Source organism: Corynebacterium riegelii (genome assembly GCF_001263755.1).
In the GTDB taxonomy this organism is placed as follows: Bacteria; Actinomycetota; Actinomycetes; order Mycobacteriales; family Mycobacteriaceae; genus Corynebacterium; species Corynebacterium riegelii.
This window is the reverse complement of sequence record NZ_CP012342.1, coordinates 1,786,914-1,804,977: the sequence shown is the minus strand read 5'-3', so window position 1 is coordinate 1,804,977 and position 18,064 is coordinate 1,786,914. Positions and strand designations below refer to the sequence as shown.

Below are 18,064 nucleotides of genomic sequence, written 5' to 3'. Positions count from 1 at the left end.
TAACGCATGCTCGACTCTGCCACCGTTGAACAAATTTTTATGATCATGCGCGTGCCGCTGATTGCGGAGCGCCTTCTGTTCATCCTTGTCGGGGTGGCAGGCATTGTCGGCGTGGTGTTGGCGTCCACCACCCGCGCCGACGCGTTTGAGGCAGCTGGCCGTCAGCCGAAGATGGCGTGGGCGGCAATCCTGTTTGTCTCATCTGCCGCGCTGTTGCTGCGGATCCCGTTCGTGGCGTGGTTTGGCGCCGTTGCGGTGGGCATTTACTGGTTTGATGTGCGCCCGCAGCTTAAAGGCCTTGAGCCTGGTGGCTCCTGGTAACTGACATCTGCTGCAGCTCGTAGAAGTTCACGTTCTCACCAGTCATCTCAAGCACGAGGCCTGCTGGGGTGACGTGGACGTTATTAAGCCGCATGGCCCCCGCCTCCTGGTTGGCTAGGCCTTCCTGGAGTGATTGGGTGATGGCGTCTGTGATCTCGCCTGGCAGGTCGAAGCCGAACAGTTGGGTGCCGGTGGTTTCAAACTGCACGCCCTCGGCGGTGGGGACGGGGCGGATATCTACGTTGGCCACGCCGCGGGTAAATGACAGGGTGAATGTGCCTGCCTCCGGGTCGGTAGTGACCGAGGAGACGGTGATCAGCGTATCCAGCAGGGCGTTGCCGCCGAGCTGCTCGCTGATCGCCTGGTTCAAGATCGCCTGCAGCAATTCAGAGGGCAGCTCTGCCTGCATGCTCAAGTGATCAGCAATCGGTTCCTGATCAACCAGGCGGACCTTGTCCATGGCGATGGTGGCGGCGGGTTCGCCGGTGATTTGGCCGTCATTGATCATCAGGGTGGATGGCGTCTGGATTGTCATGTGCGGCAGTGAGCCGCCGAGCATGCCAATGGTCAGCGGGGTAGCGCCGAAGGACACATCTGGTTTCGCCGCGACAACGCCGGGGGATTGCGCCGCGTACTGGGCTTCAAAGCCGTCTTCGATCTGCTTGGACAGGAAGATGCGCAGGCCGGCTTCTGCGATGAGAAGCAGGATCAGAAGCGCAGCTAGGACACCGATGAGGATTTTCCACGCTGATTTCATGGGGGCTAGTCTACGGGTGCGACTGCTGGCCAGGCGACGGTGAGGGTGTTGTCGCGCAGGCGGCGCCTCAAAGGAGCAAGCGGCCAGCCGCGCGCAACGAGCTCCTGGTGGGCTTCGCGCCAGCGCACGCGGGGGCCGTGCGGGGCCCAGCCGGCGGCGTTGGCGTAGGCGCGGTCTGCGTCTTGAAGCAGCTGCCAGATGGGCTCGCCCTCAACGTTGCGGTGGATCAGCGCTTTGGGGAGGCGCTCGGCGATGTCGCTCGGCATTTCAACGTCGAAGGGGTCCCAGGCAAGGGTGAGGCTGACAGGGCCGGAAGCATCAAGAAGCACCCAGGCGGCGCGGCGGCCCAGCTCGTCGCAGGTGCCCTCAATGAACAGGCCGCCGGGCGCCAGGCGGGAGCACACGGCCGACCACACTGAAGGGACCTCGGCCACGTCGTATTGCCGCAGCACGTTAAACGCGCGCACCAGGTGGGGGTGGTAGCCGGCAAGCTCGAAACCGCCGAGCTCAAATCGCACACCACTGCGAGGAGGAAGTACCCGCTCTGGGTCGATCTCTAACCCGACAACCTCCACCCGCGGGTTGATTTGGCGCAGCCAGCCCGCCCACTCCACGGTTGTGGTGTGGGAGGCGCCGTAGCCAACGTCGAGCGCAAGGGGAGTGTCCACGGAACGCAGCAACGCCCCGACCCGCGGGTTGTATCTGGTCCAGCGGTCGGAGCGTCGAAGACGGTTCACGCCGGTGGTCCCGCGCGTGATTACGCCATATGGTTTGCCCGCGCCCGAAGTAGAGCGCAGGTTGTGATAGTGGGGCACAGGATAAACCCCGAGGTGTTAGAGGTTTTCGGTGATCCACTGCTCGGTGAGCTTGGCCTCATTGGCCACGATCTCCTCGAGCGCTTCAGCCACCTTCGGCTCCAGTGCGGCACCCATGAACGGGATGTCTACCTTGACCTCATTGTCATAGGCCAGGGTGGTGGTGTCGCCTGCGCCGCTGAGTGCGATTTCGCCGGAGAAGTCCACGGGGGTGCCCTTGACGTCACCGGTGAAGGTGTGGGTTGCGGTCTCACCATCGAGTGCGCCGATGTTTACTACGCGCTTGAGCTTCAGGTCCTGGGAGATCATGGCCTGAGCGGCTGCCGGCATGATGGATTTCGGCAGCACCTCAAAGAGGACAACGGTGTCACCGGTGAACTCGTTGACCGAGCCCGGTTCCGGGGAGAGCTTTGCAGCAATGTACTCCCAGTACTCCTTGGAGGCGTAAGCCTTGGCCACCTTTTCCGCTGGGTGGTTGATGGTAACGGAGGTTTCGCTACGTACAGTCATGCCCAACAGACTACCGTGGCTTACGTGCAAGACCTATCTTTCGCCGATTTGACCACCCTGCGTGTTGGCGGTGTGCCCGCCGCGGTCCGTGAATGCGTGACAGCCGATGAGATCATCGCGGCCGTGTCCCAGCTGGATACGGCAGGCAGCCCCCTGCTGGTTGTTGGGGGTGGCTCCAACTTGCTGGTTGCAGACGGCCCCCTGGATCTCACCGCTGTGCTGGTGCGCAATGAGGGCATCCTGCTTGACGACGCTACGTTGACCATCCAAGCCGGCACCCCCTGGGACACCGTCGTGGAGTTTGCAGTGGAAAACGGCCTGGGCGGCATCGAGGCGCTGTCCGGCATCCCGGGCTCTGCGGGTGCGACGCCGGTGCAAAACGTTGGCGCGTACGGCGCCGAAATCGCCGACGTACTTACGCGCGTGCGTTTGTACGACAGGAAGACGGGACGCGACGAGTGGGTACCGGCCTCTGCTCTGGATCTGGCGTACCGCTACTCCAACCTGAAGTTCACCTCGCGCGCCGTGGTGTTGGAGGTTGAGCTGCAGCTGGAGCACGCGGAGCTGTCGGCGCCGCTGCGTCATTTGGGTGGGGAGCGTGTGCCGCTGGCGCAGGCGCGCCAGTCTGTGTTGGAGACGCGCCGGGCGAAGGGCATGGTGCTCGATGCCACCGACCACGACACCTGGTCCGCAGGCTCGTTTTTCACCAACCCGGTTGTGCCCGTTGAGGTTGCGGACGCGGTGTTTGAACAGGTTGGGGAGGCCACGATGCCGCGCTACGCGGCTGGCGAGGGCCAGGTGAAGCTGTCCGCGGCGTGGCTGATCGAGCGCGCCGGGTTCCCCCGCGGCTACCCGGGTGCAGAGGCGCCCGCGCGCCTGTCCACCAAGCACACCCTAGCGCTGACCAACCGCGGTAGCGCACGTGCCGCAGACATTGTCGCGCTGGCCCATGACGTCCAGGCAGGGGTGCGCGAGCGCTTCGGTGTGGAGCTGCACCCCGAGCCGGTGTGGGTGGGTCTTTAGGTTCTGGCTGGTGCGCTAAGCGCCAGCCAGGCGCTCTAGCAGTGCTGCGCGTACTTCGCGGCGGCGCACCTTGCCCATCTGGTCCCGGTTGAGATCCTCGAAGTGGTAGAAGGTGCGCGGCACCTTGTAGCGGGTGAGGTTTTCGCGGGCGAAGTCTTTCAGGCCGTCGGGGTCGAGGGCGGCGCCGTCTTCAAGCACGATGCACGCAACGACGTCCTCGGAGCCGTCCGTACGCGGGCGGCCAACCACGGCAACGTCCTTGATGTCTGGGTGGCGAAGCATGACTTCCTCCACCTCCGCCGGGTACACGTTGAAGCCGCCGGTGATGATCAGCTCCTTGATGCGCGAGACTAGGCGCACGAAGCCGTCTTCCTCCATCACACCCATGTCGCCGGTGCGGAACCAGCCGTTGTGGAACGCGGCGTCCGTGTCCTGCGGGTTGTTCAGGTAACCGGCGAAGACTTGCGGGCCCTTGGCCAGGATCTCGCCGGCTTCGCCTGTCGGCATATCCTCGTCCAGGTTCTTCGGGTTGGCAATGCGGATTTCCGTATCGGGGAAGGGGATGCCAATGTAGCCCGGGCGCCTGTCCGCGGATCGCGGGTTACCAATCAAAATCGGGCCGGTTTCGGTCAGGCCGTAGCCTTCCACCAGGTGGCCGCCGGTGAGCGCCTCCCAGTCCTCAATCACATCCGCCGGCAGTGACGACGCCCCCGAGAAGCCCACCTGCACCTCCGAGAGGTCCACGTTCTGCTCCTTGGCGGTGGCCACGATGCGCTCAAACACGGTGGGCACACCCGGCACGAACGTGGGCGGGGTCTTCTTCAGCGTGTCCATGATCAGGTTCATCTTCGGTGCCGGCAGCAGGACCAGCTCAGAGCCGATCAGCATCATCAGCGTCAGCGAGAACGTCAAGCCGTACGCGTGGAAGAACGGCAGGGTGGCCAGCATACGCTGCCCAGGTTCCTGCAGCTCCTTGACCCATGCGCGGCCCTGGATCGGGTTGGCCATCAGGTTGCGGTGTGTGAGCATTGCGCCCTTCGGCGCGCCAGTGGTGCCCGAGGTGTACAGGATGAGTGCTGGGGAATCCGGGGTCACTTCATCGGGGGTGACAATGCTGTCGCCGTCCCCACCGATGGCAGAGCCGGTCAAAACCTCCCATGGCACGGTGTGTGAGCACGGTCCGGTGAGTGCCTCGCGTGCTTCACGGATCTTGCCAAACGGGATCTTCAAAATCAGCTGCTGCAGGTGCGGCATCGCCTTGGTCATGTCCACCGAAATGACCGTCTCCAGCGGGGTATCCGCGCGCAGCTTCTCCAGCGTGTCAGCGGCCTTGTCCCACACAATCGCAATGCGTGCGCCGTGGTCCCTAAACTGCGGGCGCAGCTCATTGGCGGTGTAGAGCGGGTTGTGCTCCACAACCACGCCGCCGAGCTTCTGCACGGCGTAGAACGCGGCCACGTGCTGCGGGCAGTTCGGCAGCATGATGGCCACGCGGTCGCCCGGTCGCACACCGAAGGCCTTCAGACCGGCTGCGGCGCGGCGCACCTCACGGTCAAGCTCGGCGTAGGTTTGGCCGCGTCCGAAGAACCTGGTTGCGGGTTTCTCCGCGTTCTTTTCCAAGTTCTCGTCATACAGACGAGCCAGCGTGATCTCGCTGTATTCAAGGGTGTGATCGGTCCACTCGGGGTAATACTGCAGCCAAGGCTTTTCCATGGGCCCTAGCGTACCCCGAGACAACCTACGGCTCCGTAACTTCGTGGCCTGCTTCCAGCGTGTCGACGAGCATATCCCTCACCTCACGCCTCCGAATCTTGCCCGTCTGATCGCGTTTCAGCTCCTCAAAGTGGTAGAACGTCTTCGGCACCTTGTAGCGGGTAAGGCGTTCGCGGGCATACTTCTGGAGGCCGTCGGGGTCGAGAGCGGCGCCGTCGACAAGCGTGATGCACGCAACGACATCCTCCGAACCGTCATGCCGCGGGCGGCCCACAACCGCAATGTCATCGATGTCCGGATGCTCGCGCATGACACCTTCAACCTCATCCGGGTACACGTTAAAGCCGCCGGTGATGACCATTTCCTTAATGCGGGCGACCAGCTTGATCCACCCATCCGGCTCCATAATCGCCATGTCACCGGTGCGGAACCAGCCGTCATGGAACGCGCGCTCATTCGCCTCTGGATTGTTCAGGTAACCGGCGAAGACCTGCGGGCCGCGGGCAAGCAGCTCGCCCGGCTCACCGTCCGGCATCGTGCGGCTGGGATCATCCGGGTCCGCGATGCGAATCTCCGTGTTGGGGAACGGCAGGCCAATGTATCCCGGACGACGCGTGCCATCCAGCGGGTTACCCACCAAAATTGGCGACGTCTCCGTCAAACCGTAGCCCTCAATGAGACGGCCGCCGGTGGCGTTTTCCCAACGCTCAATCGTGGGCGCCGGCAACGTCGACGCGCCAGAGATAGAGGTGTGGACCGAAGAAAGATCAACGTTGCTTTCCACAGCCCAATCGATGATCTTCTCGTACAACGTGGGCACACCCGGCAGCACCGTAGGCTTCGTCTTTGTAATCGCCGGCTGGTAGAGCTCCGGCTGCGGCGCCGGCACCAGCACCATCTGCGCACCAATGGTTAGCGGCAGGCCATAGTTCAGCGCCAGGCCGTAGATGTGGAACAGCGGCAGCACGCCCAGCACCTTCTCCTTGACCGCGCCCCAGTCCTCCAACCACTCCATGCCGGCACGCAGCACCGACACAATGTTGCGGTGCGTCAGCGGCGCGCCCTTCGGCTTACCCGACGTGCCAGAGGTGTACAGGATCACCGCCGTATCTTCCGGGCTGATCTGCGGGAAGTGCACCTTGTGGGAACCCAGGTGCATAAACGCGCGCCACGGCATCGTGCCCGGTGCAGCCTTGGTCAGCTGCGCGCGCTTCTTGGATACCGACGGCAGCGGCAACTGCAACGCCGCCCGCAAATGCAGCGGCATCTCCTCAGTCATATTCACCGAAACGACCTGCTCCAGCGGAGTCTTACCAATCAGCTCCGTGAACACATCCGCGCGCACATCAAACACCACAGCAAGCTTCGCGCCGTGGTCATTGAACTGATGCTCCAACTCATAGGCGGTATACAGCGGGTTGTGCTCCACAACAACTGCGCCCAAGCGCAGGATCGCCGTGATTATCACGATGTGCTGGGGGCAGTTCGGCAGTGCCACAGCCACACGGTCGCCCGGGCCAACGCCCAACGTGGTCAACGCCGCAGCAGCCTTGCCCACCTGCTCATTGAGCTGCGCGTAGGTCAACTCCTTGCCCATGAACCACGTTGCGGCAGTCTTGGGCTGAGTTGCCACGACCTGGTTGAACCAGCTCACCAGCGTGTCATTGCCAATCGACGGATTCGGGTTGGTCCAGCTGGCGTACTGCTTGATCCAGGCCTTCTCTTCGCTTGCTCCCACGTTGGCTCCTTTGGTTATCTGTTTCCGTTGATGGTTTCCTTGGCAAAACAATGTAGCGGAGTATAACTTACGATGCCGTAGGTTTGGGGGTTTTGGCGGGTTGGTTTTGGGGGTTTGGTGGCTGTATTGGCGGGTTTCTGACAAATCTGACGTGACGCCCTCTCTGTCAGGCTGGCGACCTGGGCAAACGTAAACCGCGTTGTCAGATTTGTCAGGATCCCCGCGTGCCCACTGACAAATGTGACGTGACGCCCTTAGTGCCAGGGTGGTGAACTGGGCAAACGTAAACCGCGTCGTCAGATTTGTCAGCCGGGTAATGGGGCGGCACCCTGAATCCTGAATTTGTTTCCCAAAAACGGGCAAAGAATTCAGTTGCCGCAGGTGGCCAATGGACTCAATCCAAAAGAATTCAGGATTTGACCCGGCCGTCTGAATTATTTCCGCCCAATTAGGCTGCGCTTGCGAAAAACTTAGCTAGACTTCAGGCGGAAGGGGGGATCGCGAAGGGAATCGCGATGCTATCCGGGGGAATCCAGTCTCTGCTACCAGCTGCTGTTCTCCGGTAGCTGCCTCCCACCGAACTACACGGCCCAAGACCAATGGGCATAACCGCAGGAGGCGACTATGGAAGAACGCACCGTTGACCGCACCGTGACGCAGCCGGAGCTGGAGGAGTTTTTTGCTCGACTGGCAGACCCGACACCGTACCCCGGCGATGACGAGCCCTGGGACAACACCCCGCCAGCCAACACCCCGCCAGCCAACACCCCGCAAACCAGCTATCAGCCAGAACCCGCCTACTACGCCCAACCAGCCCATCAACTTCAACAACCAGCCCAACACCAACCCCAACCGAGCTGCCCTGCCAAACCAGGCGCGCTGGACACTCGCAACCTGCTGAATCCGGTGAAGCTTCCGCCGAAGAAGGGGTGGCGCAAACTGGTGTATTCGGCAACCGGAGGGAGGGTGAACCCGGGGAATTCGAAGAAGCAGATGGATGAGGATCGTCTGTTGGCGGCGGTGCGCGCGCCGCTTCGGGGCGATTACCGGATTGCGGTGATGAGCCTGAAAGGTGGCGTGGGCAAAACCACGACCACGGTGGCGCTGGGCGGGGTGTTTGCCAGGGAACGTGGAGACAGAGTGATCGCCATTGACGCGAACCCGGATTTGGGCACGTTGGCGCAGCGGGCGGCGGCGCCTTCCCCGGCGACGATCCGTGACTTGCTCAACGCCGAGGATACGGCACGGTACCCGCAGGTCAGGGCGTTTACGGCGCAGGCGAATTCGCGGCTTGAGGTGATTGGTTCGGAGCGTGATCCGGCGGTTAGTGAGGCGTTTTCGGAAAGCGACTACCGCCACGCAATCGACATCCTGCAGCACCACTACAACGTGATCTTGACGGATTGTGGGACGGGGTTGATGCATTCGGCGATGGCGGGCGTGCTGGACCTGGCCAACACGTTGGTGTTGGTGACCTCGCCGGCGTTGGATGGCGCGCAGTCGGCGGCGGCCACGCTGGATTGGCTGACCATGCACGGCTATGACCAGCTGGCGGCGAATGCCGTGGTGGTGGTCTCCAACGCGGCGCCGGGCAAGCCGACGGTGGATATGTCCAAGATCATCGAGCATTTCCAGGCGCGTACGCGGGCGGTGCACGTGATTCCCTTTGATAGGCATTTGGCGGAGGGGGCGGTGGTGGACGTCGATAAGCTGCAAAAGCCCGTGCTTGAGGCTTATAGACGCCTCGCCGCAACCATCGCCGACGACTTCAACTCCTGGCACCGCCACGCTGTGTAACATGCCCAGCGGCAAGGCGCACTAGTCTGGCCCGCATGCGCGTTGCCATGATTTCCATGCACACTTCCCCGCTTGAGCAGCCCGGGATGGGCGATGCGGGCGGGCTGAACGTTTACGTCCACAACACCGCTATTCAGCTTGCGCGGCGCGGAGTGGAAGTGGACGTGTTTACGCGCGCCACCCGCCCCAGCCAGGGCGAAATTGTGCAGGCGGAGGACGGCTATCGGGTGGTCAACATTGTCGCCGGTCCCTACGAGGGCCTGGAGAAAGAGGACCTGCCGACGCAGCTTGCGGCGTTTTCGGGTGGCGTGGTGCAGTTCGCCCGCGCCAACAGTGTGGACTATGACCTGATCCATTCGCATTACTGGCTTTCTGGCCAGGTGGGCTGGCTGCTGTCGGATTTGGCGGGTGTGCCGCTGGTGCACACGGGGCATACGTGGGCGGCGGTGAAAAACGCCTATGCCGCCGACGCTTCAGAGTCCGAGGCGCGCCGCATTTGTGAGCAGCAGTTGGTGGACAACGCTGAGGCGCTGGTGGTGAACACGGAGGATGAGACGATGCAGCTCGCGCGGTTCTACGACGTGAACCCGGAGAAGATCGACGTGGTCAGCCCCGGCGCGGATACGCAACTGTTCACCCCGGGCACGAACCGGAATACGGAGATGGCTCGCCGTCAGCTGGGTATTCCGCTGCATGCGAAGGTGGTGGCGTTTGTGGGCCGCTTGCAGGATTTCAAGGGCCCGCAGGTGTTGCTTCGCGCGATGGGTGAGGTGGCTCGCCGTAGGAAGGTGGATGCGCCGCTGCGCGTGATCATTTGCGGTGGTGCGTCCGGGGCGGGTGCGAGTGTGGAGCGCTACCACGACATCGCGCGGGAGGAGGGCATTGCGTGCATCACGAGGTTCCTGGGCCCGCGCCCGCCACAGGAGCTGGTGAGTGTGTACCAGGCCGCCGACGTCATCGCTGTGCCCAGCTACAACGAAAGCTTCGGCCTGGTCGCAGTGGAGGCGCAGGCCACGGGCACCCCGGTGGTTGCCGCGCGCGTGGGCGGCCTGCCGCTTGCGGTTGCGGATCAGGAGACCGGGCTGTTGGTCGACGGCCACGGTTCAGCCGCCTGGGCCGATGCGTTGGAGCTTTTGCTTGCCGACGACTCCCTGCGCATCACCATGGGCCGCACCGCCACGGGGCATGCCGCGAAGTTCAGCTGGGCGGCCTCCGCGCAGCGTCTCATCGAGGTGTACGAAGAGACGCTATCCGGCTTCGAACCCGGCCAGGCGACGCGCCAGCCAGCGGGGATCTAGCGGGGAACTAACAGCGGCGCTGCTAGAGCGCGCCGAAGCTGTGTGCCACGGAAAGCTGTGCCCAGCGGGTGATCTCGCCGACGTGCTGGCCGGCGAGGTTGCCCACCTCAGCAGGGTTGAACTGGCCGCGCGCCGCGTCCTGGGCCACGCGGTTGGCGTCTGCCTGGGCATTCGCGATGGCCTGGTCGAGCTTCTCGTTCGGGTTCGGCGGGACGTAGCCACGGTTGAGCTCGTTGATCTGGCCTTCCAGACCGCCGAACTCTTCGGTGGCTGGCAGGAAGTCCGCGTGCGGCGCGTTCGACGGTGCAAGTGTGAAGTGCTCGTTGACCTGGCCGTCCGGGATGCCGAAGGCTTCCTCCACAATGCGGTCAGCAGCCTGCGCCTTACCCAACGGGCCCAGCACCATGGAGGTCACGCCGATGACGGAGCCGTCGCGCGGGTCATAGTTCACACCACCCGAGTCACCCTGGATGTAGTTCAGGTTCCACGAGAACACACCATCACGGTTGCGGAAGAGCTGCGTGCCGCAGGTGCGGCCCGTGGTGGAGCCGTCTTTGCAGATCGGCTGGCCAGCAACGTCGAAGGAGACCTCGCCGGGGCGCAGGGTGCGGTAATCCTTCAGCGTGGTCAGCTCCACGGGAGCACTCGGCCCCTCGCCTGTGGAGGTTTTGGATTGGGAGACGTGGGTGGGGTTCACGCCAGCGTCGATAAGCACGAAGCCCCAATCGGCCGTGTTGTAGGTAGCAACCGGATCATCCAGGTTCATCGCTGCCGGCGGCACGTAATTCGCGCGACCGCGCACACCGATCGGGTGGTAAGCGCCACCCACATTGACCTGCACCTGATCGGTCATGTCCGGCAGGTTAGGCAGTGGGGTGATGCAGTGGGACGCCGTGAGCATCACCTTCTGCTCTGAACCATCCAGGTGGCGGATCGTGCCGGACGGGCCCTGGGAGCACACGTAGGTGAAAAATGACGACGGAACCTTCACATCATCGCCATACCCATTCTTCACCGTGGCCGGCGGATTCTTCGGCATGATACGCATCGGCGCACCCGGCGCAGCCAGCGCAGGCTCAGCCGCAACGGCCGGGGAAGCAAGAGTGGAAGCAAAAACAGCGGCCGCCGCAAGGCAAGCTGCGGCCCGAGTGGTTGAAAATCGCATGCCTCACAGCCTAAAGCGTGGCATGCTTGAATGCATGGGTAACGGAAAGCTGATCCTGGTCCGTCACGGCCAGAGCGAATGGAACAAGTCGAATCAATTCACCGGTTGGGTAGACGTTGACCTGACCGAGCAGGGCGAGAGCGAAGCAGTCAATGCCGGCAAGCTCATGGTGGAAAAGAATGTCCTGCCGGACGTTGTGTTCACCTCCCTGCTGCGCCGCGCAATCCGCACCGCAAACATTGCGCTGAACGCGGCGGATCGCCACTGGATTCCGGTGGTGCGCAACTGGCGTCTCAATGAGCGTCACTACGGCAAGCTGCAGGGGCTGAACAAGGCAGAGATCCGCGACCAGTTCGGCGAAGAGCAGTTCATGTCTTGGCGCCGTTCCTACGACACCCCGCCACCGGCTATTGACACGGACAACGAGTACGCGCAGACCAATGACCCGCGCTACGCGTTCCTGGAGGAAGTGCCGCGCACCGAGTGTCTCAAGGACGTGGTGGAGCGCTTCACCCCGTACTACGTTGACGTGATCCGCCCGGAGATCCTTGCCGGCAAGACGGTGATGGTTGCCGCACACGGCAACTCCTTGCGTGCGCTGGTGAAGTACCTGGACGGCATCTCTGATGAGGACATCGCTGGCCTGAACATCCCGACTGGCATGCCGCTGGTCTACGAGTTTGATGACAACGGCCGTGTGGCCAACCCGGGTGGCACCTACCTCGACCCGGAGGCAGCAGCTGCCGGTGCAGCCGCTGTGGCGAACCAGGGCAAGAAGTAGCTCACTGGAGTTTGACTCGGTTTGGTTTGACTCGGTTTGGATGAAGTTTGGATGAAGTAACGCCGATTTTCGCGTTCCTGATCGGCGTCGCGTTCACCGCGGCCGCCGTGTGGGCGCTGCGGACGTACCGCAGCTGGCGCGAGCGCATATCGGATGACGACGATGCTGCACCAAGCCAGATCTCCACGGTCAGCCAACTGCTGAACCTGGCGGTGCAGGGCTCGCCCACAGGCATTGCCATCTTCAACCGTGGTGCGCGGGTGATCATGTCGAATGCCCGCGCCCACGACATGTCCATCGTGCATGACCGCACCATCAACCCCGAGGTGTGGGACGCAGCGCAGCTAGCGTTTGAGGATCTGGAAACGCACACGCTTGATTTGGACCTGCCGCGCCGGGCCACCGGCAACCGTATCCGCAACGTGTCCGTGGTGGTCAAGCCGCTCACCCTCACACACAACTCCTATGTCATTGCGTACTGCACGGATGAGTCTGAAAACGTGCGCATGGAGGCGGCAAGGCGTGACTTTGTTGCCAACGTTTCCCATGAGCTGAAAACGCCGGTTGGCGGCATGTCGCTTCTGGCGGAAGCGCTGATGCAGGACCCAGGTGACGCGGACATGGTGGAGCACTTCGGTGAGAAGCTGCTCAAAGAGTCCCACCGCATGGGTGAGATGATCACGGACCTGATCAACCTGTCCAAGCTCCAGGGCGCGGAGGCACTGCCGGAGATGGTGCCCGTGAGCATTGACGCGGTGATTGATGAGGCGATTGAGCGCAACCACGTCAGCGCCGAAAACCATGACATCGTGCTCACCCGCGGCGCCACCACGGGTGTGGAGGTGATGGGGGACCGCGCACTGTTGGTTGCTGCGGTGTCCAACTTGGTGTCCAACGCCATCAACTACTCGCCGAACGGCAAGCAGGTGAGTATCTCGCAGAAGGTGGTGCGTGAAAACGTGGTGCTGGTGCGGGTAACTGACCGCGGCATTGGCATCGCGCCCGAGGACCAGAAGCGCGTGTTTGAGCGTTTCTACCGTGTGGACAAGGCGCGTTCCCGCTCAACGGGCGGCACTGGCCTGGGGTTGGCTATTGTCAAACATGTGGTGGCTAACCACGGCGGTAACATCAAGCTGTGGTCGCGGCCCGGTACCGGGTCCACGTTTACCATCGAGTTGCCTATTTACCAGCCGGATCAGCGGCAGGTACCCGGGAAGGACTGACAGTTAAAGTGACAACAATCCTGATCGTTGAAGACGAAGAATCTTTGGCGGAGCCTTTGGCGTATCTGCTGAAGAAGGAAGGGTTTGACACTGTCTGGGCGGCCGACGGTACGGCTGCGCTTGAGCAGTTCAATGAGGACAGCATTGACTTAGTGCTGCTGGACTTGATGCTGCCGGGCATGAGTGGCACGGATGTGTGCCGCAAGCTGCGCGCTGAGTCGGATGTTCCCATCATTATGGTCACGGCTCGTGACTCTGAGATTGACAAGGTTGTTGGCCTTGAACTGGGCGCGGATGATTACGTGACCAAGCCGTATTCCACCCGTGAGCTGATTGCTCGCATCCGCGCGGTGTTGCGCCGCGGCCCGGAGGTGGAAGAGGTTGATGAGTTTGATGACCGCATTGTTGAGGGCGGCCGCGTACGCATGGATGTGGAGCGCCACACGGTGACGGTGGATGGCCAGCCTGTGGCGATGCCGCTGAAAGAGTTCGACCTGCTGGAGTACCTGATGCGCAATTCCGGCCGCGTGCTTACTCGCGGCCAGCTCATTGAGCGCATTTGGGGTGCGGATTATGTGGGCGATACGAAGACGTTGGATGTGCACGTCAAGCGCCTGCGCACCAAGATTGAGCGGGAGCCCTCGCGCCCGACCCAGCTGGTTACGGTGCGCGGTTTGGGCTACAAGTTTGAGGCTTGAGTTGCCGCAGGGTGCCTTTGCTTAGCGACGTCCGGCGCCAACCCCCTCGCCTCACAATGCGCCGCGAGTACCGCATAAGGTGCCTCGCCGATAAGCGCGATCAGTTCGGCTTTCATGGAACGCCAGACGGGGATCGCGTCAGCGTCGTTACGCGGGGCGTGGCACGAAGGTGCGCCGCTGCACCACCAGTCGAAGTCCTCACCACCTGAGCCCCACTGGCGGCGGTCGTACTCACCGATGGTGGTGCGAAGGATTTCTTGGCCGTCGGGGCGCTCCTCGTAGGCGTCCTCACGCGAGAAAGGCACCTGCCAGCACACCTCAGGCTTGGAACCGACAATATTCTTGCCCGCCGCCATGGCGTACTGGTGCAGCGCACACCCCGGGCCGGTGGGATGGCCGTTGCGGTTGGCAAAGATACAGCCGCCGTCAACCACCCTGGTTTTCATGTTGTCTTCTTCATCCCACTCAAGCCACGGCTCAAGCTCAGTGATGTCCCCGTTGGCCAGGAACGAGTCCGTGTCTTTGGGGCGCAGCTGCCAATACTTCGCCGGCAACTCCGCCACCGCGTTATACAAATCATCACGATCCTGCTCATCGGCCATATAGGCGCCGTGGTTGCAGCAGCCAACCTCACGGATCTCCTCGTGCATGCCCAGGCACTCCGGAGTGCCGAAACGGCACGACCAGGTGGACTCCACCCAGGTCAAGTCAATAGTGAAGGAGTGCAGCGGATCCTCCGGGTGTACGAACTCGAACCACTCGCGGGGAAAATCTGGCGGTACTTCACGCCCCGCCGCGATGGACTTTCCCGCGGGCGAGCTTGCAGGAAAACCTAAGAAAACTTCATTCGGGGCTGGTTGATTCACACCGAAGCACCTTATAACCGTTACGCTTGCTGTGTGCGTTTAGGTGTATTGGATGTAGGCAGCAACACCGTCCACTTGGTGGCGGTGGACGCTCACTCAGGGGCGCGCCCCACCCCAATGTCCGACTGGAAGCAGCCACTGCGGCTTGTTGAGCTTCTGGACAAAAAGGGAAACATTGAGGACAAGGGCGTAGAAAAGCTCATCAGCGTTGTCCAAGAGGCCGCAGACCTTGCGGGCAACCTGAAGTGCGAAGAGTTCCACGGGTTTGCCACCTCCGCGGTGCGCTCTGCCACCAACTCGGCGGAAGTGCTCAAAGCCGTGGAGAAGAAGACCGGCGTGAAGCTGCGCGTCCTCTCCGGTGAAGAAGAGGCACGCCTGACGTTTCTGGCCACCCGCCGCTGGTACGGCTGGTCTGCCGGCCGCATCACCAACTTAGACATCGGCGGCGGCTCTTTGGAGCTGGCCACCGGCACCGAAGAAGTCCCAGACCTGGCGGTGTCGCTGGACCTGGGTGCGGGCAGGTTGACCCATGAGTGGTTTGACACCGACCCGCCGGAGCGCAAAAAGATCAACCTGCTGCGCGACTACATTGACGCCGAACTGGCCGGCCCCGCCGAGAAGTTCCGCGCCATGGGCGAAACCGGCCTGGCCGTGGGCACGTCCAAGACGTTCCGCTCACTGGCACGCCTGACCGGTGCCGCACCGTCGTCCGCCGGTCCCTACGTCAAACGAACCCTGACCGCGCCGGGTCTTCGACAGCTCATCGCGTTCATTTCGCGCATGACCGCGGCTGACCGCGCGGAGTTGGAAGGCATCAGTACTGACCGCTCCCACCAGATCGTGGCGGGCGCGCTCGTTGCGGAAGCTGCTATGCGCGCCCTAAACATTGATAAGTTGGAGATCTGCCCGTGGGCCCTGCGCGAAGGCGTGATCTTGAAACGCATCGATATTGACACCGCAGGCGCCGCCGCGGCGATGGATGAAGGAGTGTAGCTAAAGATGTCTGAGCAGAAACAGCTCACCGTTGCGGAGATTCTCGCCCGCGCCCAGAAGGAGAATCCCGAGCTTGGCACCCGTCGTCGCCGTCGCCGCAGCCTTGAAGACGGTGGTGTATCCGTCGCCGAACTGACCGGCTCCATAAAGAAGGTCGAGGCTAAGCCGGCGGAGTCGCGCCACTCCAGCGTTCCTATCGACGCGCCCGCTGAGAAGCCAGCCGCGCCTGCCGCGCCTGCGAAGCCTGTGGATTCTGAAGCGCCCGCCGCCGCGCCGAAGGTTGAGAAGCCTGAGGTGAAAAAGGCTGAGCTGAAGCAGCCTGAGCCGAAGAGGGTTGAGCGCGCTTCGGAAGACGAGACCGCGGTAATCAAGAAGGTCTCCGACGTGCCGGCAGCGCCCGCACCAAAGGCTGAGGCGCCGAAAACTGAAGCGCCGAAGCCAGCACCGATCGTTGATTTGGATGCCGCGCCGACCAAGGTCGAAGAACTTGAAGAACTCGACGAGTTCGAAGGCGCTGAAGACCTCGAAGGCGCTGAAGACACCGAAGAAGCTGGCGTAAACCCGATCACCCTGGTGCTGATGGTGTTCCTCGGTGTTGTCCTGGGCATCCTCGGCTTCATGCTGTTTAAGTGGCTGTGGACCAGCACACCTACAGCGGTGGCGGCCATCCTTGGCGTGATCACGGTGGCTGGCTCCGTCTACGCGGCGCGCGCAATTGGCACTGGCCGTGACTGGCTGTCGGTTGGTCTCGCAGGCGTTGCTGCCGTCGTGATCGCGTTTGGCCCGGCGCTGCTCTAATTCGAACATTCACACTTAAAAAAGGGGTGCTCTGTGCAAAAGATCGCCGTTTTAGGCGCGGGCAATATCGGCGAAGCGTTGATCGCGGGCCTGTTGAACTCCGGCGTTGACCCCAAGCAGATTGTGGCGACGAATAGGTCGGAGGAGGCGTCGGCAAGCATAGCCCAGCGATACGGGGTGCTGACCGAAACCGACAACCGTGCCGCCGTGGATGAGGCCGATGTAGCGGTGCTGTGCGTCAAGCCGGCGCAGATCCCGCAGCTGCTGGATGAGATCAGTGACCAGGTGGACCGCAACGACACCGGCACCGTCTTAGTGTCCATGGCCGCGGGCGTGTCACTTGCCGCCATGCAGGACGCCATCTCCACCGCAGGAGCCCCCATCGCGCGCGTCATGCCTAACACCCCCATGCTGGTGGGCAAGGGCGTGCTGGCAGTTGCTTATGGACGCTACGTTGACGACGAACAACGCACCCTCGTCCGCGACCTGCTCCAGGCTGCCGGCAAAGTCGTCGAAGTCAACGAATCACAGCTGGATGCCGTGACCGCGATCTCCGGGTCCGGGCCCGCCTACTACTTTTTGATGACCGAGGCGCTCGTGGATGCGGGGGTAGCTCTGGGCCTTAACCGTGAGCTGGCAGCCGAGCTAGCGGTGTCCACTGCGGCGGGTGCTGGCGCGATGCTGGAAGGCGAATATACGCCAGCGGAGCTGCGTGCGGCAGTCTCCTCACCAGCAGGAACGACCGTTGCCGCGATCCGTGAGCTGGAAGAGTCCGGCCTGCGTGGCGCCCTGTACCGAGCCACCGAGGCGTGCGCGGAGCGTTCCGCGGAACTTGGGAACCATTAGTCACACACGTTCACAGCGGGCACTTTTGAAATTTCTTACCCCATAAGTCGCGCGCGACACACCGTTCACGGTAAGCTCGTTCAAGCACGTGCGTGTCCGTCCTGTGGGAGGGGAAGCCTACAGCGCGCCTACCGTGCGGAAGGTTAAAGAAAATTATGGCAAGTGAAGAGAAGGGCAAGTTCCTTACCGTCGCGGAAGTCGCGGAGATCATGCGCGTTTCCAAGATGACCGTCTACCGCCTCGTGCACTCCGGCGAACTGCCGGCAGTGCGTGTGGGCCGCTCGTTCCGCGTGAACGAGACCGCGGTTAATGAGTACCTCGAGTCCTCGGTGTACGACGTCGGATAAGGCTTCTTGCTTATCTACACCCCAAGCCCGGCACCTCCACATAGTCAGCGGAGGTGCCGGACTTTTTTGTCCTGAACAGCCACCCCTGTATGCTATTTAGCATTCTCACCGGCCTGGCCTGCCGGAGAACGAGTACATGTACCGATAAAGAAACGAGGAAACCCAGTGGGTTCAGTAATTAAGAAGCGCCGCAAGCGTATGTCCAAGAAGAAGCACCGCAAGATGCTCCGCCGCACTCGTGTGCAGCGTCGTAAACTTGGCAAGTAAGCCTTTGGTTTTGGGCCCGCTCTGGTTGGAGCGGGCCTTTTTCTTGGTTAAGTAGCAAAAAGTGTGTGGCATGCGTCCATGAATTAGACTTTTCCCTGGTAGAGTTTG

General features: G+C 62.3%; 19 protein-coding genes. 12 read left to right on the top strand and 7 right to left on the bottom strand.

Translation table 11 applies throughout. The features are described from left to right. Positions 1 to 6: 6 nt before the first annotated feature. Complete coding sequence (locus AK829_RS08790; RefSeq protein WP_083279003.1) at positions 7 to 321, top strand: DUF2516 family protein; 315 nt, start codon at positions 7 to 9, stop codon at positions 319 to 321. Here AK829_RS08790 and AK829_RS08785 read toward each other — a convergent pair. Genes AK829_RS08785 through AK829_RS08775 form a run of 3 tightly spaced genes read right to left on the bottom strand, consistent with a single transcriptional unit; the run spans position 290 to position 2,403 of the window. Further along, positions 290 to 1,078 carry an LmeA family phospholipid-binding protein gene (locus tag AK829_RS08785; protein WP_052205509.1) on the bottom strand — a complete coding sequence of 263 codons (789 nt, stop codon included), beginning with the start codon at positions 1,076 to 1,078 and terminating at the stop codon, positions 290 to 292. The two genes, AK829_RS08790 and AK829_RS08785, sit on opposite strands and share 32 nt — an antisense overlap. Before the next feature lie 5 nt (positions 1,079 to 1,083). After that, a complete protein-coding gene (locus tag AK829_RS08780; RefSeq protein WP_052205508.1) occupies positions 1,084 to 1,893 on the bottom strand; it encodes a methyltransferase domain-containing protein in 810 nt (269 codons plus the stop codon). A gap of 18 nt (positions 1,894 to 1,911) precedes the next feature. After that, positions 1,912 to 2,403 carry a DUF2505 domain-containing protein gene (locus tag AK829_RS08775; protein ID WP_052205507.1) on the bottom strand — a complete coding sequence of 164 codons (492 nt, stop codon included), beginning with the start codon at positions 2,401 to 2,403 and terminating at the stop codon, positions 1,912 to 1,914. Between AK829_RS08775 and AK829_RS08770 the strand changes: the two genes are divergently transcribed. Continuing rightward, positions 2,365 to 3,426 carry a UDP-N-acetylmuramate dehydrogenase gene (locus AK829_RS08770; RefSeq protein ID WP_408606255.1) on the top strand — a complete coding sequence of 354 codons (1,062 nt, stop codon included), beginning with the start codon at positions 2,365 to 2,367 and terminating at the stop codon, positions 3,424 to 3,426. The genes AK829_RS08775 and AK829_RS08770 overlap by 39 nt on opposite strands. A gap of 15 nt (positions 3,427 to 3,441) precedes the next feature. Here AK829_RS08770 and AK829_RS08765 read toward each other — a convergent pair whose 3' ends face one another. Together AK829_RS08765 and AK829_RS08760 are read right to left on the bottom strand one after the other, a co-directional pair. Further along, the gene (locus AK829_RS08765) at positions 3,442 to 5,139 is read right to left on the bottom strand and encodes a long-chain-fatty-acid--CoA ligase (RefSeq protein WP_052205505.1); all 1,698 of its coding nucleotides are present in this window, start codon (positions 5,137 to 5,139) and stop codon (positions 3,442 to 3,444) included. Positions 5,140 to 5,164: 25 nt separating this feature from the next. Next, a complete protein-coding gene (locus AK829_RS08760) occupies positions 5,165 to 6,877 on the bottom strand; it encodes a long-chain-fatty-acid--CoA ligase (protein WP_052205504.1) in 1,713 nt (570 codons plus the stop codon). A gap of 624 nt (positions 6,878 to 7,501) precedes the next feature. Here AK829_RS08760 and AK829_RS08755 point away from each other — a divergent pair. Then, a complete protein-coding gene (locus AK829_RS08755; RefSeq protein ID WP_083439807.1) occupies positions 7,502 to 8,674 on the top strand; it encodes a MinD/ParA family ATP-binding protein in 1,173 nt (390 codons plus the stop codon). A gap of 35 nt (positions 8,675 to 8,709) precedes the next feature. Then, the gene (mshA, locus tag AK829_RS08750; RefSeq protein WP_052205503.1) at positions 8,710 to 9,972 is read left to right on the top strand and encodes a D-inositol-3-phosphate glycosyltransferase; all 1,263 of its coding nucleotides are present in this window, start codon (positions 8,710 to 8,712) and stop codon (positions 9,970 to 9,972) included. Positions 9,973 to 9,994: 22 nt separating this feature from the next. Here mshA and AK829_RS08745 read toward each other — a convergent pair whose 3' ends face one another. After that, positions 9,995 to 11,137, bottom strand: a complete 1,143-nt coding sequence (locus AK829_RS08745) for a chymotrypsin family serine protease (RefSeq protein WP_052205502.1) — start codon at positions 11,135 to 11,137, stop codon at positions 9,995 to 9,997. Between the two features lie 34 nt (positions 11,138 to 11,171). On the opposite strand from AK829_RS08745, the gene AK829_RS08740 reads away from it, so the two are divergent. The 3 genes from AK829_RS08740 to AK829_RS08730 are packed head-to-tail and all read left to right on the top strand — an operon-like array spanning position 11,172 to position 13,839. Beyond that, on the top strand, positions 11,172 to 11,918 hold the full coding sequence (locus AK829_RS08740) for a phosphoglyceromutase (protein WP_052206475.1): 747 nt from the start codon (positions 11,172 to 11,174) through the stop codon (positions 11,916 to 11,918). Positions 11,919 to 11,965: 47 nt separating this feature from the next. Continuing rightward, positions 11,966 to 13,141 (top strand): sensor histidine kinase, encoded by a 1,176-nt coding sequence (locus AK829_RS08735; RefSeq protein ID WP_257963821.1) that lies wholly within the window; start codon positions 11,966 to 11,968, stop codon positions 13,139 to 13,141. A gap of 8 nt (positions 13,142 to 13,149) precedes the next feature. Next, positions 13,150 to 13,839 (top strand): response regulator transcription factor, encoded by a 690-nt coding sequence (locus AK829_RS08730; RefSeq protein WP_052205501.1) that lies wholly within the window; start codon positions 13,150 to 13,152, stop codon positions 13,837 to 13,839. Here AK829_RS08730 and AK829_RS08725 read toward each other — a convergent pair. Continuing rightward, on the bottom strand, positions 13,821 to 14,705 hold the full coding sequence (locus AK829_RS08725; protein WP_052205500.1) for a hypothetical protein: 885 nt from the start codon (positions 14,703 to 14,705) through the stop codon (positions 13,821 to 13,823). The two genes, AK829_RS08730 and AK829_RS08725, sit on opposite strands and share 19 nt — an antisense overlap. A 33-nt stretch (positions 14,706 to 14,738) precedes the next feature. Here AK829_RS08725 and AK829_RS08720 point away from each other — a divergent pair, with 33 nt between their 5' ends. The 5 genes from AK829_RS08720 to AK829_RS12260 all read left to right on the top strand — a co-directional run bounded on the left by AK829_RS08720 (position 14,739) and on the right by AK829_RS12260 (position 17,956). Next, positions 14,739 to 15,698 (top strand): Ppx/GppA phosphatase family protein, encoded by a 960-nt coding sequence (locus tag AK829_RS08720; protein ID WP_070495045.1) that lies wholly within the window; start codon positions 14,739 to 14,741, stop codon positions 15,696 to 15,698. 6 nt (positions 15,699 to 15,704) lie between these two features. Next, positions 15,705 to 16,496, top strand: a complete 792-nt coding sequence (locus AK829_RS08715) for a hypothetical protein (protein ID WP_052205498.1) — start codon at positions 15,705 to 15,707, stop codon at positions 16,494 to 16,496. A 33-nt stretch (positions 16,497 to 16,529) separates the two neighbouring features. After that, positions 16,530 to 17,342, top strand: coding sequence for a pyrroline-5-carboxylate reductase (gene proC / locus AK829_RS08710; RefSeq protein WP_052205497.1), 813 nt, complete (start codon positions 16,530 to 16,532; stop codon positions 17,340 to 17,342). Positions 17,343 to 17,497: 155 nt separating this feature from the next. Continuing rightward, entirely contained in the window at positions 17,498 to 17,689 is a 192-nt protein-coding gene (locus AK829_RS08705; RefSeq protein WP_052205496.1) for a helix-turn-helix domain-containing protein, read from the top strand. Positions 17,690 to 17,854: 165 nt separating this feature from the next. After that, a complete protein-coding gene (locus tag AK829_RS12260) occupies positions 17,855 to 17,956 on the top strand; it encodes a 30S ribosomal protein bS22 (RefSeq protein ID WP_003855542.1) in 102 nt (33 codons plus the stop codon). Positions 17,957 to 18,064 lie beyond the last annotated feature (108 nt).